This is a genomic window from Acidovorax sp. HMWF018, assembly GCF_003061035.1.
In the GTDB taxonomy this organism is placed as follows: domain Bacteria; phylum Pseudomonadota; class Gammaproteobacteria; order Burkholderiales; family Burkholderiaceae_C; genus Acidovorax; species Acidovorax delafieldii.
Genome location: NZ_QAIM01000570.1, coordinates 1 through 16095, shown reverse-complemented (window position 1 = coordinate 16095; position 16095 = coordinate 1). Strand labels below are relative to the sequence as shown.

The window sequence follows — 16095 nt, the reverse complement described above, 5'->3', positions numbered from 1 at the left end:
TCCAGCTTGCTTTGCCTCAGCGGCTAGTAACATCGATTCCAACGCGGGTAATTCCGTTCTTTGATGTGGCGAATGGCTTTCCCGCATGCATGCGGGCAATGGCTCCGACGATGGCGAGACCCAGCCCGTGATTGGTCTGCGCGTGCGTGCGTGAACGATCTCCGCGAAAGAAGCGGTCGAAAAAATGAGGGAGATCAATGGGATCAACTGGTGCCCCCTGGTTCTCCACGCTGATGGCAACACGGCCGTCGGTCTGAGGATCGATGCAGATCCGTACCTCGGAGCCTCTTGTGGCATAGCGTGTTGCGTTGCCCAGCAGATTGGATACTGCGCGCCGTAACAGAGGCCCGTCAAAAGTCCCTGTGGCATCGCCACGGATCACGGCTGTTACTTCTGCTTCAGCCAGCGCGGCTTCATGGTAGTCAAGAACGTCGCTGGCGACCTGCGCCAAACTGCCGATGTACGCCCTGCGCGCGCTAACACCGCGATCAGCCTGTGACAGGAACAACATGTCGTTGACGATGCCCGTCATGCGCTGCAGTTCTTCGAGGTTGGATGCCAGCACGTCGCGAGTGTCCGCATCCTTGGAATTTCTGAGAGCGAGTTCATTGCTTGTCGTGAGCGTGGCCAACGGGGTGCACAGCTCGTGGGACACGTCCGCATTGAATCCCTCCATCTGGGTATAGGCCTTTTCGATGCGCGACAGCAGGCTGTTGAACTGTTCAACCAGAGGAACCAGTTCAAGTGGTTGGCCTATTCCATCCAGGCGGTGATGCAAGTTGTGCACCGAGAGCGAACGGGTCTGCTCTGCCAAGTGATCCACTGGAGCCAAGCCCAACTTGACCAGGAAGACGCCGCCTAGCGTGATGATGACTGCGCCACCTACTGCCGCAAAAAAGAGCGTGAGACGAAGTCGATACAAAAGAAGATTGTCGGCCTGGATATCTAACGACAGTTGCACGCGCATTACTTTAGTGTCTGGCCCGGCAACCTGGCCCACATCGAACAAGCGGTGACGCAGCACTGTGCGTTTATTCTGATTCCGTGTATCAGAAAATAGAACGGCGCCGGATGGGTCTTCCACTTGAAGCGAGAGATCCCCGTGGCCGACCAGAAAATCACTGAGCCCGTGAGACAAATTGTCCAGGTTCTTGTGCTCCTTGCCATCGGTCAGCATGTGGCGGACCACTGCCTCCTTCTGGGCGAGCGTCTCGTCCTGTCGCTCATGAAAGTTAGCCTCGGTCACTACATACACAGCCAGACAGACCAAGCCTAGGCCGGCAAAGCTTTGCAACGCGAGCCACCAGGTCAGACGTTGTCGCAGGGAGCTAGGTCGAACGAGGCGATTCATGCCCGCCGTCCAGCTGTTCTAGTAAGAGGCAGATGCATTGTGGGTTGCCAATGGATCGGGCGGCCGATTCCAGAGACAGGCTGTTCGACAAGCGGATTGGTCATCAATAGATTTTCTGAGAGAGCGGGCGAGTTGCCGATTACAAATTTGTAATCCGGACGTTGGGGGGCTGTCGCAGTTCGATTTCTACAGTGGGTGCCATGTCAAAAGACATAGCCGAGGCAAGTTGCCGCGGTTCATCTCCAACCAGAAGGACATCACCATGTACTCTCGCAAATCCTTTCTTCTTTCTCTGGCTTTTATCGCGGTGGCGGCACCTGGACTGGTGTCGGCTTCTTCCTTGTATCACCCGACTGGCGGTGAAATCGGGTACACGACTCACCCGGAACACCAGCAGAGCACCAAGTCCCGGGGGGAGGTGCTGCAGGCCGTCGAGGCTGCGCGCAAGGATGGCACCTTGGCCATCATGTCGCGGGGTGCGCCGTTGCCGATGAAGCTGACGGGCCCAACCAAGACGCGTGAGCAGGTGCAGCAGGAATACCTGACGATGACCGAGTCCGAACGGCAGTACCGTCAGGAGATGTACGGAGCTGGCAGCTGAACAGTGTACGGATAGCTTGAGCGCAAGCCAGGCGGCATTGGTTCACTGGAACGGTGCTCTAGCTACACCAAATTGTCCTGAAAGCAGACATCAAAATTTTCAACGGCTGAGGCATAATGGATGCCGCTACACACACGGCCCCCTATGCCTTCCCTCACGTGCAAAGACCCAGTCCAAGTGAGCCGATTTTCGGTCTCTCTGGCGCACGCGTGGTGGATTGCTAAATGGATTTTGGTACTGGTTTTGTCATGGGACCAGATCGCCTCGCCGTTGCATCAACACCACCACGACTCAGGCATTGACGCCTCATGGATTGGTGCCGTGAAAGATGGTGCATCCGCAGGCATGCTGCATGTTGACGATGGCGACAACCTCGCTCTGTTTGCACATGCCACCATGGCGGTGCAACTTCAGGCATCGTCTGGCCAACTGAGCGCGGCCACACAAGCCTTTGCGCTTTATGTCGCGTTTGCTGAGATTTTCGATTTCGCGCAAAGCGAAGAGCCGCACACCTGGCCAGCGTATGTGGCCCCCATCTATCCTTCGTTCCGAAGTTTGCCCCCGGGAGGCCGTGCGCCTCCGCTCCACGCCTGAAAAGCCCCTTCTTTCGCTTTTCCTGACTGCGCCCGTATCGCGGGGTGCTGTCTTTCGTGGAGTTTTCGATGCTGTACCGTTTTTCCCGGCTGGCGCTTGGGCGCCTGGCTGTTTTCGCCTTTCCTTGTCTGATCGCGTCGCCCATAGCGGCTTTGGCGGCTGACGAGTTTCCCGTCAGTGCTGCGCAGATGCAGTCCCTGGGCGTGCAAGTGCAACGCCTTGAAAAATCCAGCGATACGTCAGGCCAGACCTACTCTGCCCGCGTGGTGCTCGCTCCCGGACAGGAGCAGATTGCCAGCGCACCGCTTGCAGGCGTAGTTGACCAGCTGCTGGTCGCTGAGAACGATGCTGTGAAAGCCGGTCAGCCGCTGATGCGCTTGATCAGCCCGGAACTGGGTGAGTTGCAGCTCAAGCTGATGGAGGTGAGCTCCAGCAGCCGCCTGTCCCAGAAGGCCTTGCAGCGCGAGCGCCAGCTCTTTTCGGAAGGGATCATTCCCGAGCGCCGTGTACAGGAGGCTGAAGCCACTGCCGCCCAGGACGCAGCCCGTAAGCGGCAGGCCGAAGCTGCACTCCGCTTGGCTGGCCTGGACAACGCGCGGATCCGCAGCATCGCCGATGGCGGTAGTGTGGAGACGAGCGTCACGGTGCGGGCCAAGGGAGCGGGGCTTGTTGCTGACCTGTCCGTCAAGCCCGGTCAGCGTGTACAGCAGGCTGACTTGCTGATGCGCATCGCTAACCCCAGCAAGCTGGGCCTGGATATCCAGATTCCATCAGCCCGCACCGCCCAGGTTGCAACCGTGAAAGGGTCGGCCATCACCGTGGTCGGACGCGATGGTGTTCAGGGCGAGGCCCTCAGCGTGGGCCCGACCGTCAGCGACAACCAGATCCTTGTCCTCAAGGCCGTAGTCACCAAGGGCGCCGAGCAGCTGCGTCCAGGCGAGATCTTGCAGGTGCAGGTTCCCTTCTCTGGCGGGAGCGAGGGTTGGACCGTGCCGCTGCAGTCGGTGGTGCGCCAAGGAGACAAGGCCTATGTCTTCGTCCGTACGGAAAAGGGCTTTGTCGCCACGCCAGTCTCGGTGCTCGCGAGCGCTGGCCAAACCATGCGTGTCACCGGCGGGCTGCAGGCTGGGCAGGAGATCGCCACTGCGTCCGTGATCGCGCTGAAGGCAGCATGGCAGGGCAAGGGCGGGAGCAATTGAGATGCTGGCACGCCTTGTTCAATTTGCCTTGGCGCAGCGGCTGTTCGTGCTGCTCGCTGGCGCCCTGCTAGCGGGCGCGGGCTGGTTCTCGTTCAAGAACCTGCCCATCGACGCCTTCCCTGATGTGTCCAGCACACAGGTGAAGATCATCATGAAAGCTCCAGGCATGACGCCCGGAGAAATCGAGAGCCGTGTAGCCATCCCCATCGAGGTGGAGATGCTCGGTATCCCCAAGCAGCGGATCCTGCGCTCTGTCACCAAGTACGGTCTGGTGGACGTCACCGTCGACTTCGAAGACGGCACTGACATCTACTGGGCCCGCCAGCAAGTGTCCGAACGCTTGGCCAACATCAGCGCCGACCTTCCGCCGGGCATCTCGGGCGGCATGGCACCTGTCACAACTCCGCTGGGCGAGATGTTCATGTTCACGGTGGAGGCGCCGACCATGACACTGGAGGAGCGCCGTAGCCTGCTGGACTGGGTGATCCGGCCTGCGTTGCGCTCTGTGCCTGGTGTCGCTGACGTGAACGCGCTGGGTGGCAAGGTGCACAGCTTCGAGGTCGTGCTGGATTCCGTGCGCATGGCAGCCATGGGGTTGTCTGTCACAAAGGTCAAGGAAGCGATCGAAGCCAACAACCGCAACGATGGTGCGGGCCGGCTCGGCGAAGGTGATGAAGTGCTGTTGGTCCGCAGCGAGGGCAGCATTCGCACCAAGGATGACTTGATGTCCATCGTCGTCAAGAACGACAAGGGCGGCAGCGTGCGCCTGCAGGATGTGGCGCAAGTGCGCGATGGCAGCGTGACACGCTACGGTGTGGTCACCAAGGATGGCAAGGCTGAGGCGGTTCAGGGCCTGGTGCTGGGATTGGCCGGCGCCAATGCCCAGAAGGTGGTCGAAGGTGTGACCCGCAAGATCGAGGACATCAAGCCCACCCTGCCTGCTGGCGTCGAACTGAAGGTCTTCTACAACCGCGCACAACTCGTCGAGAAGGCGGTGGGCACGGTGTCCAGCGCCCTGATGGAAGCAACGGTACTGGTTCTGGTGCTGCTGGGAGCGTTTCTGGGCAACGTCCGTGCCGCTGTGGCGGTGGCAGTCGTCCTGCCCCTGTCCGCACTGGCGACCTTCCTGTTGATGCGTGCTGCGGGCATGTCAGCGAACCTCATGAGCCTGGGTGGCCTGGCCATTGCATTGGGCATGCTGGTCGACGCCGCCGTGGTGGTGGTGGAAAACATCGTGCAGCACCAGGCTGAAGATGAGTCCAAAGGCAAGCTGCCGCGGCTGCATATCATCTTCCGGGCGGTACGCGAGGTGGCGGCACCCGTGGCCGCGGGCATCCTGATCATCGTGCTGGTGTTCCTGCCTCTGCTCACGTTGCAAGGGCTGGAAGGCAAGTTCTTCGTGCCGGTTGCCATGAGCATCGTCTTCGCGCTGGCCAGCTCGCTGGTGCTCTCGCTGACGATCATCCCGGTGCTGTCGTCCTTTCTGCTCACCAAGGTGGCGCACCACGAACCGTGGCTGCCGCGCAAGCTGCTCAAGGCCTACGAGCCAGCGCTGGCGTTCGCACTGCGCCGCGAGCGGGTGGTTTATGTGGTGGCCTGTCTGATGCTGGTGGCTGCTGCTGTCGTGTACTCGTTTGTGGGCAAGACCTTCATGCCGCAGATGGATGAGGGCGACATCATCGTCGGTATTGAGAAGCTGCCTTCTGTGAGCCTGGAGGAAACGGCCGCGCTAGACCTGAAGATCCACCAGGCGCTGATGAAGGAGATCCCCGAGATCACGGGTGTGGTGGCGCGGGCGGGGTCCGACGAGATCGGCCTGGATCCGATGGGCTTGAACCAGACAGACACATTTCTGATCTTGAAGCCACGTGCTGAATGGAAGTTTGCCAACAAGGAAGAGCTGATCGAGAAGATCCGCGGCGTGCTGGACCAGCTGCCTGGCATCAGCTACAGCTTCACACAGCCCATCGACATGCGTGTCTCGGAAATGATCATCGGGGTACGGGGCGACATCGCCATCAAGGTGTTCGGTCCCGACCTCGACAAGCTCAACGAGCTGGCCGGCCAGATCGAAGGCCTGATGAAGCAAGTGCCCGGCAACCAGGACGTGTATACAGTGGAGAACGATGGCGTGCAGTACCTGCGCGTTGTGGTCAACCGCGTGGCCGTAGGGCGTTTCGGCCTGTCGGTCGAGAACGTGCAGGATGCGCTCAGGGTGCAGATTGAAGGGCAACGCGCTGGTACGGTGATCGACGGCAACCGCCGCATCCCTATTGTTTTGCGCGGAGCAGATGGCGTGAAGGTGTCTCCTTCCGAGTTCGCAGCGCTCACGATCACGACTCCCGATGGCCAGAGCGTTCCTCTGCAGGAGCTTGCAACGCTGGAGCGCGACAGCGGACCGGTCAAGATCGACCGGGAAATGGGCAGCCGCTACAGCGTCGTGATCGCCAACGTGACGGGCCGCGACCTCGTGGGCTTCGTCGAGGAGGCCAAGGCCAAGATCGGCCAGGCTGTGCAGTTGCCCACCGGCTACCGCATCACCTGGGGCGGCCAGTTCGAGAACCAGCAGCGCGCGGCAGCACGCCTGACGCTGGTGATCCCCCTGTCCCTCGGCGTGATCTTCCTGGTGCTGTTCTCCACCTTCGGATCGGTGCGGCAAGCCTTGCTGGTGCTCAGCAACATTCCGTTTGCGCTGGTGGGCGGCATCTTTGCGCTGTGGCTGACTGGGGAATACCTGTCCGTGCCCGCGTCGGTCGGCTTCATTGCGCTGCTGGGCATCGCCGTGCTCAATGGGGTGGTGCTGGTCAGCTACTTCAACCAGTTGCATGCCGAAGGCATGTCTCTGGTGGACTGCGTGACACAGGGTGCACGCCGAAGACTGCGGCCAGTGCTTATGACTGCAGCCATCACGGCGTTCGGTCTCATTCCGCTGCTGTTCGCTTCGGGACCGGGCTCCGAGATCCAGCGGCCTCTGGCCATTGTGGTGATCGGTGGCCTCATCACCGCCACTGCGCTGACGCTCATTCTCTTGCCCATTCTCTACCTGCGCTTTGCACACGCGAAGCCCAAGCAGATCGAAGCAACCACCCCGGAGGCCGCAAATGCCTAAGCACTGTCTTTCACTGGTATGCGGTCCCGACATCGCGGAAAAGCTGCTGGATGCCCTGTTGACGTCCGTTCCGGACCAGGTGTTCACCAGCACGGCCACCTTCAGCCATGGAACCCCGCATGGGCGCCTCTCTGGCGTGGAACAGGTCATGGGGCGCAGCGCGTCCATGCAGATCCAGCTGATCGTGACCGAAGAGCAATTGAAGCAGACCCTGGAGATGGTGCATCAGAAGTTCAAGGGAACGGGTGTGTGCTTCTGGGCCTGCGAATTGAGTGTTGAAGGGGTAGTTGAATGAAACAGTGGATTGCCATCGCGGGATCGACCGCGTTGATGACGTTGTCGCTGCCAGCAGGGGCGTGGGTGAATGGATCGGCGCCCGAGTTGCTGCCTACCCCATTGGTGCGGCAGGCAATTGATCAGGATCCTGCTGTGCTGGAGGCGCGCCGCGCACTGGCGGCGGCAGGGCACGGTGCTGCAGCGTTGCGTGTGGGATCGCATGAGTGGACTACGCGTGCGACCGTGCAGAGCCGCAGGTACGACGCGGGAGGACGCTCCAACGAGTGGGAAGCTGGTATCGAACGCGGGTGGCGCGTTGCCGGCAAGGCCCGGCTGGATGGAGATATCGGGAACGCCGACATCGACATCGCCAAAGCCCAGATCGGGGAGGCCATCCACGAATCAGCGCGAGCGCTCTCCGACCTGTGGATGGATGTCATCGCCGCACGCCGCATCAAGGAGGTGATCGCTGAGCAAAGGGGCTTTGCGCAGGAGAACCTCAAAGCTGTGGAAAGCCGCCGCAAGGCCGGTGACGCATCCGTATTGGACGTCAACCTGGCGACGACCGACATGATCGAGATGGACCGCCAGCTCAGTGCCGCGACGACGGCTGAGGCCAAAGCCCAAGCCACGTTGCGCGCACGCTTTCCTCTCATCACAGACCTGCCGCAACTGGTGGCCGACCCTCAGCCATTGGAAACCCCGCAGGAGCAGTGGCGCGAGCGGATCCTGGCAGAGAGCGATCCGGTGCGCATGGCCGAGGCACAGGCGCGCAAGGCAGCGCTCTTGGCAGATCGCATGCGTGCCGACAAGACGCCTGACCCCACCGTGGGCGTCTTCGTTGCCTCCGAAGCGAGACGCAGCGAGCGGATCTACGGCGTGAGCGTCAGCATTCCTTTGAGCGGTACCTATCGCAATGAGCGGATGCTGCAAGCCTTGCAGGAGGCCGAGGCCGCGCGCGCCAGGCTGGATGGCAAGCGCCGCGCTCTGGAGATTGAAGTCGGTGGTACTTACATCGATGCCACAGGGAGCTTCGAGCGCTGGCGCCTGACCTCGCAGGGCTTGGCCTCCACGCAAAGCAGTGCCCGTCTCACCCAGCGTGCGTACACCTTGGGAGAGGTGGACTTGCAAGGCCTGTTGCTGGCCCGCAAACAGGCTCTGGACGCCACCATGGCTGCCGAGCAGGCACGCGTCGAAGCATTGCGCGCGCAAAGCCGGCTGATGATCGATGCCCACCTGGTCTGGGGCTTGGACGACGACTGAGCCTTCCCAGCGCCTGGTGCGTGAGTGCCGGGCGCTGCGCTGAAGGCGCAGTAGAGACGTTGCCACCGTTCGCGGTGGTATGCGGACCCACATCAACGGAGGAATAACCATGACAACAGTTCCAGCCGATCAACAGCCTGCCGCCTCGAATCTCAAAGCTCTGATGACACATGAGCGGTGGGTGGAGGTCGCACGCATTGCAGTCACCGGATTTATTGCACTGCTCTTTTGGCGGAGTTTGGTAGCGGTCGAGATCCTTTGGGTCGCGATTGCCATCGGTCTGTACCCGCTTGTCAAAACAGGCGTGAATGACCTGGTACGCGAACGCAAGATTGGTACGGAAATTTTTGTCACCGTGGCGACGCTGGTTGCAGTCTTCGGCGGAGAAGCATTGGCCGGTGCAGTGCTGATGGTCATCATCCTGATTGCCGAATTCATCGCCGAGCTGAACACAGATCGTGCACGGGCATCCATCAAGTCGCTGATTGGCTCGGTGCCCCAGACTGCGCTGCTGCGCACCGCGCAGGGTGAGGAGACGGTGCCTGTCAGCACGCTGAGGGTGGGCGACATTGTGCTTGTGCGCCCCGGGGAAAAAATCCCGGTCGACGGCAGAGTGCTCAGCGGCCAAGGCTCGGTCAACGAAGCTACCATTACCGGCGAGAGCGTGCCCAAGGACAAGGCCATGGGCAGCCAAGTTTTTGCCGGAACGCTCGTCGACTCTGGCGCGTTGGATGTCCTGGTGGAGCAACTGGGTGCCGATACGACCTTCTCTCGCATCATCGCCTTGGTGGAAAACGCCGAGGCCGAGCAAGCCCCTGTGCAGAAACTGGCAGACAAGGTGGCGGGCTGGCTCATCCCTGTCGTCTTCATTTTCCTGATCGGCGTGTACCTGGTCACACAGGACGTGCGAACCATCGTCACGCTGTTGATTTTCACGTCGCCTGCTGAGCTGGGGCTGGCGACGCCGTTGGTGATGATTGCGGCCATTGCACGAGCGGCACGATCGGGCATTCTCATCAAGGGCGGCATCTATCTGGAGAGTCTGGCAAAGGTCGACGTCATGGTCTTCGACAAGACTGGCACGCTCACCGCAAATCTTCCCGAAGTGGTGCAGGTGATGTGTGTGGACCCGGCGTTTGATGAAGACAATTTGCTGCGACTGGCTGCCGCGGCTGACCGACGCTCAGCACACCCACTCGCCAAGGCAGTTGTGCAGGCAGCTGCGCAAAGGATCCTGGCGGTTCCGGAGCCCACCTCCTTCGAGCAGTTGCAAGGCCGTGGTGTGCGAGCCACTGCAGAAGGTCATGCAGTGCTGGTGGGGAACTCGGCCTTGTTGCGAGAGAACGGTGTTGATGTCAGCTCCACTGCATCTGAAACGGACGGCCGAACTCCGGTGCATGTCGCCATCGATGGCAAGTTCGCGGGGATTCTCTTCATCGCGGACACCTTGCGGCCAGGGGCCAAGGCCGCGCTGTCACACCTCAAGGCGAACGGCATCCAGCGGACCGTCATGCTGACTGGAGACAACGCAGCCACGGCCAAGGCAATTGCCGATCAGCTTGGCATCGATGAGGTTCGAGCCGATCTCATGCCGGCGGACAAGGTCAAAGCCATCGCTGAGTTCCAAAGCCAAGGCCACAGGGTCGCCATGGTGGGCGATGGCGTCAATGATGCACCCGCCTTGGCCAGGGCCGACGTCGGAATCGCGATGGGCGGCGCAGGTACGCAAGCGGCACTGGAAGCCGCCGATGTTGCGCTGATGACGGATGACCTTGCAAAGATTGCCGCAGCCCGCGCCATCGCCCGCAAGGCCTACCGCACGGTGCAAGAGAACCTGTTTGTGGGCGTCGGCGTTGTGCACGTGCTGGGCATCACCGCAGCGCTGCTTGGGTGGATCGGCCCGATACAGGCGGCAATCATCCATCTTGGACCCGACATCCTCGTTTTTCTCAACTCGGTCAAGTTGCTCAAGGTAAGGATCAGTGGTGCATAGAGGCGGGCGTTTCGAAGCTGGGGCGCGCGCTGTGTGCGCTTGCCAGTGCGCAGACCATTCAGCTTGAAGGATGTCCAGTCATGGAAGCACAACAAGTTCTCACGGCAGGCCAGACCGGGCTGCAGTTGCTGTTGATGATCACGGCCCCTATCGTTCTCGTGGTGCTGGTGGTTGGCCTGGTGGTGAGCATCTTCCAGGCGGTGACTCAGATCAACGAAGCGACGTTGTCGTTCATCCCCAAACTGGTGGCAGCGATCATCGCGCTGACGCTTGCCGGGCCATGGATTTTGAGCACTCTTGTCGACTATCTGCGCGAGGTGCTGATATCGATTCCAAAGGCGGTGGGATGAGATGCCGCTTTTGGGTGACTGCTGTGCAGCGACGCAAGCGCATTGTGCGTGGGGCGCTCCCATGTATGCGCTGGCCGGTTGTGTTCCTCGGCGCTTTCGTGGATCGGTGTCGCTCTGTAGACCAAATGGGTCAATGGTCTTTGCATGCGCTGTCGTTCTGCATGGCGCTGTTCCTTGTAGCTGCACCTGAGCCTCAAGCCGGCGATCAACAATGCCTGTGCTGATCATGCCTTCACGGCCCGGAAAGATGGTCTGGGTGATGGCGGCATGCTTGCCATTGCCATTGCCGTTGTGGTTTGGCAGATCAGGAGCCTGTGGTTCAAGCTCCATCCTGAGAAAGACAAGCGGATCAAGTTCAGCCGGAGATTGGCCAAACGCCTCAGAAGTCGCCAATTGGCGCTGCCCAGAGACAGAGAACGACCTCGGTCTCGGAAACGCAAGCCTCGCTCGTGGAGAGCACAAATCTGTTGTCGAACATTTCTAAGGAGAGTTGAAATTCAATACTCGTATATTCGCATCGCAACGCCCATGCTGGCCATGGTCCTTTCGGCTTGCGCCACCACCCCTGTCTACGAGGGGCGCCTTCCATGGAGGGAAGGATGGAGAGAGGGGGTGGTGGAAGCTGTTGGCGACTCGGATCACCTCAAATCGCGCTACCGCCAATCCTGCAGCACTGAAGCCCCGATGCGAACAACTGATCTTCTCGCTCGCGTTCGTTGGAGGCAAGTCGGCCATGCCCGATGGTGGACTGTGGTCGTGCCGCAAGGCACGGAACTGAAGGTTGGCGATGCTGTGTATGTCAACGTCGCGAGTTGCATGGATGCGGTCCATCCACGTGCACCTCAATTGAGATCCGGGGTCTCGTCAGGTTAACTCTGGATAGAGCTTTCGAGGCAGAGAGCTAGGCACCCCAATGCAATGTCATTCGTGGTGTAGCGCCAAGCTCCCGCAGTTCGCAGTCTTGTGTCTATCCCTCAGCATCCATTTGAGCAATGGCACTCGGTCAGCGCTTGGTAGACCGAGGTCGCACTGCACCCTGGTAAACGACCGAGCGCTCATCACGGTACTGCAACTCTCCTTCGATCTGCATCACGTCAAAGCAGATGGGCTCCTTCTTGCTGACCTCGGGCAACAGCAGGCACAGTTGATCGCCGATGACGTTCCAGTTCCCTGACCGGCTTCTGCCGTTCTCCGCGCGTTCTAGCTGGCCGTTTGTAAGGTAGTAGTGGCTCCAATGCCGCCCATCGCTCACTTCCTTCCCTGAAATGGCTGTGCGAATCTGCGGCCCAGAGAGCTTGCGTTCCCCAGACTGTGCAGTCGAAGCCCCGGCCAGCGCTATAGCGTACGCCAGGAGTATCAAGGTGCTGCGCAGACAGCGTCTCGGGAGCGCATTCATTCCATTGAACGGCACGCTCATGCAGAGCCCACCGGTCCCATCTGGGGAGGCCAGTTGTGCGGTTCCTCCTGGCAGGATTTGCACCAGGCGTACAGGGCGTCGTACATCACCATGCCATGTCCGAGCATCTCGTGGTCGTCGCTGAAAGTCTTGGACAGGCCGAGCGACAACGCATAGAGGCCCGCAGACTGCGGCGCCAGATCCAGCCTGGAGGTGTCTGCGCCCCGCACGATCACGGCCAGTTGCTGCAAGGCAGCATCAGTGAGGTCGTACTTCTTGAGAAAAGCGTCAAAGCTGCACAGATCCCCCTCATGGGTCATTTCCACGCCCGGCACGTCGTAGGGTATCGCTCCGGTCTCTTGGGCCACCTGAAGCACGGAGGTTGCAGGCACATAGAGAAATTCTGGCGCCTGGTCGATGAACCGGGCAATCAGCCATGGGCAGGCAATGCGGTCGATCTTGGGACGCTCACGAGTGACCCATTTCATGCAGCACCTCTTTGAGCTTCCAGAGGCAGGCCAGCGGCTCGCCAGGCCTCGATGCCGCCCGCGATGTAGCGTGCATCAAGACCGCGTGCGCGCAGCGCCAGGACAGTGGAGCGGCCAATGTCCTTGCCTCGCAGGCAGTACAGCAGCACCGGCTTCGATGCATCGAGCTCCTGGCTCCACTCGTGTACCCGCGATGGATCGCGCCAGGATGCCCCCGGAATGACCTGGCCGCTCTGCAAATAATCCTCCTCGCGGCGCACATCAAGCGTGCCCGGCGCACCGGCCAGCGCAGCGCCCGTCTCGATGCTAAACGTCAGGGCATCCGCCTCGACGGCCGCCCCGTAGCGCTTGTAGACCTTGTCCCACGGGATGTTGGCCATGAAGGCATCCACATAGGCGCCCGCCTTGGCACCGAAGTCCAGGTGGTAAGCATGCTCGTACATGTCCAGCGCCAGCACGGGCGTGGCGCCGGCCAAGAGGTGCGTGTGGTCGGCAGCCCAGTGGTTGATGAGGCGGCTTTCGCGGGAAGACCAGGAGAGCAGTGCCCATCCCGATCCACCGCCCATGGCCTTGGCCAACCCGGTGAATTGGCTGCGCCAAGCCTCGACGGAGCCAAAGTCCCGGGTGAACGCAATGGATAAGCCACAGGAAGGCAGCACGCCGTTGCCTCCTAGGTTGTCGAAATACAGCTCGTGCAGGAAGGCCGAGTTGGCGGCGATCAACTCCTCGCGCTTGAGACCGTTAATGGTGAAGGTGGCTGCGGCACTCCAGTCCAGCGCTGCGAGTTCGCTCCGTACGGCGTTCAGGCGCTTGACGGCACCCGCGTAGTTGTTTTCGTGGTGGCTGGTGATCAGGCGGCTCGACAGGCCAGAGAGTTGATCGGGGTTCAGCGTCAGCGGGCGGAGTTGGTAATTCATGATGTTCTCCATCAAATGGTCAGTGTCAGACGTGGGCAACCAGCGGATAGACGGCCAGGCCGATCAAGGCTGCGGCAAGCACCACCACAGGCTCGGGCAGCTTCTTGAACCGCCACAGAACCGCTGCGGTGGCGAAAAACAGTGCTGCAGTGGGTAGATCAACGATGGACCGCTGGCCCAATACGACTACGGCCCCTGCAATGGCACCGACGGCGGCGGCGGTGACGCCATCCACGAAAGCGACCACGCCGGGATGCTTGCCGTGCTTCTTAAAGTACGGCGCAGGGATCACTGTGAGCAGATAACAGGGCAGAAAAGTCGCTGCTGCCGTGACGACCGCGCCCCAGAAGCCGCTGGTCAGGAAGCCGATGAACCCGGTGGTGATAACGACCGGACCTGGGGTAATCATGGCCACGGCCACGGCGTCCACGAACTGGCGATCCGTGAGCCATGCGTACTCCTTGACCACGCCGCCATAGAGGAACGGCACGATGGCCAGGCCGCTACCGAAGACGAACGCGCCCGCATAGGTGAAGTAGGCAGCGATCTGTCCCAGCTTGTGCCAGTCGAGGTTCTCCAGGCTGAGGGCTGCAGCGATTGGTGCCGCCCACGCCATGCTGTGCAGTTGGCCGCCGGTTCGCTTCAACGGGCCGCGCACGGCCCACACCAGCAAACCCGCGCCGAGAAAGACCCAGATCACTTCGGACTGAGTGACGATGGTCATGCCTGCGCTGAGCAGGTAGATGGCCCACAGCAGTCTGTCCTTGCCCACGCTCTTGGTCGTTAGCTTGTAGGCACTCAGGGCAATGATGCCGATGACAGATGCCCCAACGCCATAGAAAACAGCTTGCATCCAGGAGATGCCGCCATAGGCTTTGTAGGCGACACCCAGTGCAACCACCATCACAAAGGACGGCAGCACAAACGCCAGCCCAACCAGCGTCGCGCCCCACAGGCGGAAATGCACATACCCGAGATAGATGGCCAACTGGGCGGCCAAGGGGCCCGGCATGAGCTGGGCCAGGGCCATGCCTTCCTTGTAGTCAGCATCCGAAATCCAGCCGCGTTGCTCCACCAGATCACGGTACATATAGCCGACCAGTGCCACCGGGCCGCCAAAGCCCAGTGTGCCCAGGCGCAACATGTAGAGCACCAGTTGCCACAGCGTGTAGCTTGGAACAGTTTCCGCGCCGTCATCGGGCGCGGCCGTTATTTTGAGATCGTTCATGTTCATTCCTGAGGTGGTGAGGTACTAAGGCTTACGAAGGGTCGAGAAATGGGCATGGAGCGAATCCAGCACCCCGCCCACGTCAGCCAACAGTGCGTCGTCGTCCGGCCAGCGCTTGCGTGCACCGGCCAGCACGGCCTCGAAGCCGCTGGCTTCGGGTGTGGCAGTGCCTCCCACGTCCAGGGCATGCACCATGGCCCCCAGGCGCTGGAGGCCGCGATCTCCGTCCAGACCAAAGCTCGCCATCAGCACCTCAAACGTCACCCGGTCGCCAACGTGGGAGAAAGTCGCTCCGTCGAAATCGAAACCCAGCGCATCAGCAGGACAGTCGGCGGGCAAGTCCAGCCACACAAAGCGCGCAGCGGGGTCAATGAAGCGTTGGATGAGCCAAGCACTTGCCACGCGATCTACCCAGAGATGGCGGCGTGTTGCCCACAGGCGCCCCTGGTACTGCATGCGGTCACGCCGGGCAATGCGGCCCGCTGCGGCCTGGGGTTCGCCGGGTGACTGGATGGCTTCGACCGCGTTCGTGAAGTCCCGCCATTGGGCTTCGGCACGGATGGAGGATTCACCCGGAAAGAAGTCGATCTTGCGGATGGCCTCGTAGGTGCGCGCGTGCCGACGCTGCAGACGTTGCAGCTCAGCGGCAGATAGCGAGGAAATAAGCTGGCGCGCTTGCGCCAACTCTTCAAGCCAGGGTGCGTAGTCGGCCGTTCGATCAAACAGCGCTTGGTAGGCTGCTTGCTCAGCCATGTCCTTCGCTTGAACACGCAGCAGCCAAGCTTGCCCGCCTTCTTGCAGGGCCTCGTCGGCCAGGGTTTGTAGCTGCGCAGCCTGCTCCGCCTGTGCGGGCAGCAGATAGGTGCCGTCGCGCAAGGCGGCACAGCCCTGTGCCTTGACGGCACGCCAGATCCGCATGCGCGCTGTGGCCGCCGCGGATGGGAGGCTGACGACGAAAGCCAGCCAAGTGTCAGAGGTGAGAGACATGACGGCAGCTTAGCGAGCCGTCACGAATGCTGCAACAATGTAGCGATCTCTACATAACCTCGAATGGATTGGCTGCTCGCTTCACTACTTGCGGGGTCAGCAGAATGGCCGCTTCTATACACAAACTACGCATTCAGAGGCGGAGCGGTAACGACCGCAAACGCTGCCAAGCTGACCCCCTTCTGCTGGTCGGCTAGCTCCATCATTCGGAATCGACCAGGCCGAGCGCCGGTATCCCCTAGAACAGCACCTTCTGCGCACTCGTCAATGCCGCAAAGCTGTCTCCCAACGGCTGAAGAATCGCATCAGCAATGGGCTGGAGTTGTTTGACGAGGTAGTGCTC

General features: G+C 61.0%; 14 protein-coding genes. 8 read left to right on the top strand and 6 right to left on the bottom strand.

The features are described from left to right. Positions 1–16: 16 nt before the first annotated feature. Complete coding sequence (locus DBR23_RS24485; RefSeq protein ID WP_108499856.1) at positions 17–1351, bottom strand: heavy metal sensor histidine kinase; 1335 nt, start codon at positions 1349–1351, stop codon at positions 17–19. A 262-nt stretch (positions 1352–1613) separates the two neighbouring features. On the opposite strand from DBR23_RS24485, the gene DBR23_RS24480 reads away from it, so the two are divergent. The 8 genes from DBR23_RS24480 (at position 1614) to fliQ (ending at position 10736) form a co-directional block, all read left to right on the top strand. Further along, the gene (locus DBR23_RS24480; protein ID WP_108499857.1) at positions 1614–1952 is read left to right on the top strand and encodes a DUF4148 domain-containing protein; all 339 of its coding nucleotides are present in this window, start codon (positions 1614–1616) and stop codon (positions 1950–1952) included. Positions 1953–2129: 177 nt separating this feature from the next. Then, entirely contained in the window at positions 2130–2546 is a 417-nt protein-coding gene (locus DBR23_RS24475) for a hypothetical protein (RefSeq protein WP_146191435.1), read from the top strand. A 209-nt stretch (positions 2547–2755) separates the two neighbouring features. Then, entirely contained in the window at positions 2756–3745 is a 990-nt protein-coding gene (locus DBR23_RS24470; RefSeq protein WP_233250715.1) for an efflux RND transporter periplasmic adaptor subunit, read from the top strand. A 1-nt stretch (position 3746) separates the two neighbouring features. After that, positions 3747–6854, top strand: coding sequence for an efflux RND transporter permease subunit (locus DBR23_RS24465; RefSeq protein ID WP_108499853.1), 3108 nt, complete (start codon positions 3747–3749; stop codon positions 6852–6854). Next, positions 6847–7149 carry a DUF3240 family protein gene (locus DBR23_RS24460; RefSeq protein ID WP_108499852.1) on the top strand — a complete coding sequence of 101 codons (303 nt, stop codon included), beginning with the start codon at positions 6847–6849 and terminating at the stop codon, positions 7147–7149. The genes DBR23_RS24465 and DBR23_RS24460 overlap by 8 nt, the downstream gene beginning before the upstream one ends. After that, positions 7146–8393, top strand: a complete 1248-nt coding sequence (locus tag DBR23_RS24455; protein WP_108499851.1) for a TolC family protein — start codon at positions 7146–7148, stop codon at positions 8391–8393. Before DBR23_RS24460 ends, DBR23_RS24455 begins: the two co-directional genes overlap by 4 nt. 109 nt (positions 8394–8502) lie before the next feature. Then, positions 8503–10386 carry a cation-translocating P-type ATPase gene (locus DBR23_RS24450; protein WP_108499850.1) on the top strand — a complete coding sequence of 628 codons (1884 nt, stop codon included), beginning with the start codon at positions 8503–8505 and terminating at the stop codon, positions 10384–10386. An 80-nt stretch (positions 10387–10466) separates the two neighbouring features. Beyond that, positions 10467–10736 carry a flagellar biosynthesis protein FliQ gene (fliQ, locus tag DBR23_RS24445; protein WP_108499849.1) on the top strand — a complete coding sequence of 90 codons (270 nt, stop codon included), beginning with the start codon at positions 10467–10469 and terminating at the stop codon, positions 10734–10736. 1003 nt (positions 10737–11739) lie between these two features. On the opposite strand, the gene DBR23_RS24440 is transcribed toward fliQ, so the two are convergent. From DBR23_RS24440 to DBR23_RS24420, 5 genes are read right to left on the bottom strand one after another with little or no spacing between them, the layout of a single operon-like run. Next, the gene (locus tag DBR23_RS24440) at positions 11740–12153 is read right to left on the bottom strand and encodes a hypothetical protein (protein ID WP_233250714.1); all 414 of its coding nucleotides are present in this window, start codon (positions 12151–12153) and stop codon (positions 11740–11742) included. Continuing rightward, the gene (locus tag DBR23_RS24435) at positions 12150–12620 is read right to left on the bottom strand and encodes a chromate resistance protein ChrB domain-containing protein (RefSeq protein ID WP_108499847.1); all 471 of its coding nucleotides are present in this window, start codon (positions 12618–12620) and stop codon (positions 12150–12152) included. Before DBR23_RS24435 ends, DBR23_RS24440 begins: the two co-directional genes overlap by 4 nt. Beyond that, on the bottom strand, positions 12617–13537 hold the full coding sequence (locus DBR23_RS24430) for a Fe-Mn family superoxide dismutase (RefSeq protein ID WP_056642933.1): 921 nt from the start codon (positions 13535–13537) through the stop codon (positions 12617–12619). Before DBR23_RS24430 ends, DBR23_RS24435 begins: the two co-directional genes overlap by 4 nt. A gap of 25 nt (positions 13538–13562) precedes the next feature. Then, positions 13563–14765, bottom strand: a complete 1203-nt coding sequence (locus DBR23_RS24425) for a chromate transporter (RefSeq protein ID WP_056642905.1) — start codon at positions 14763–14765, stop codon at positions 13563–13565. 24 nt (positions 14766–14789) lie between these two features. After that, entirely contained in the window at positions 14790–15752 is a 963-nt protein-coding gene (locus DBR23_RS24420) for a chromate resistance protein ChrB domain-containing protein (RefSeq protein WP_108499846.1), read from the bottom strand. Between the last annotated feature and the right edge of the window lie 343 nt (positions 15753–16095).

Bases quoted from the DNA above. Each gene is read 5' to 3' on its own strand.
- DBR23_RS24425 (WP_056642905.1), bottom strand. From the start codon at position 14,765: ATGAACGATCTCAAAATAACGGCCGCGCCCGATGACGGCGCGGAAACT.
- DBR23_RS24455 (WP_108499851.1), top strand. From the start codon at position 7,146: ATGAAACAGTGGATTGCCATCGCGGGATCGACCGCGTTGATGACGTTG.
- DBR23_RS24430 (WP_056642933.1), bottom strand. From the start codon at position 13,537: ATGAATTACCAACTCCGCCCGCTGACGCTGAACCCCGATCAACTCTCT.
- DBR23_RS24440 (WP_233250714.1), bottom strand. From the start codon at position 12,153: ATGAGCGTGCCGTTCAATGGAATGAATGCGCTCCCGAGACGCTGTCTG.
- DBR23_RS24420 (WP_108499846.1), bottom strand. From the start codon at position 15,752: ATGTCTCTCACCTCTGACACTTGGCTGGCTTTCGTCGTCAGCCTCCCA.
- DBR23_RS24485 (WP_108499856.1), bottom strand. From the start codon at position 1,351: ATGAATCGCCTCGTTCGACCTAGCTCCCTGCGACAACGTCTGACCTGG.
- DBR23_RS24460 (WP_108499852.1), top strand. From the start codon at position 6,847: ATGCCTAAGCACTGTCTTTCACTGGTATGCGGTCCCGACATCGCGGAA.
- DBR23_RS24450 (WP_108499850.1), top strand. From the start codon at position 8,503: ATGACAACAGTTCCAGCCGATCAACAGCCTGCCGCCTCGAATCTCAAA.
- DBR23_RS24480 (WP_108499857.1), top strand. From the start codon at position 1,614: ATGTACTCTCGCAAATCCTTTCTTCTTTCTCTGGCTTTTATCGCGGTG.
- DBR23_RS24435 (WP_108499847.1), bottom strand. From the start codon at position 12,620: ATGAAATGGGTCACTCGTGAGCGTCCCAAGATCGACCGCATTGCCTGC.
- DBR23_RS24465 (WP_108499853.1), top strand. From the start codon at position 3,747: ATGCTGGCACGCCTTGTTCAATTTGCCTTGGCGCAGCGGCTGTTCGTG.
- fliQ (WP_108499849.1), top strand. From the start codon at position 10,467: ATGGAAGCACAACAAGTTCTCACGGCAGGCCAGACCGGGCTGCAGTTG.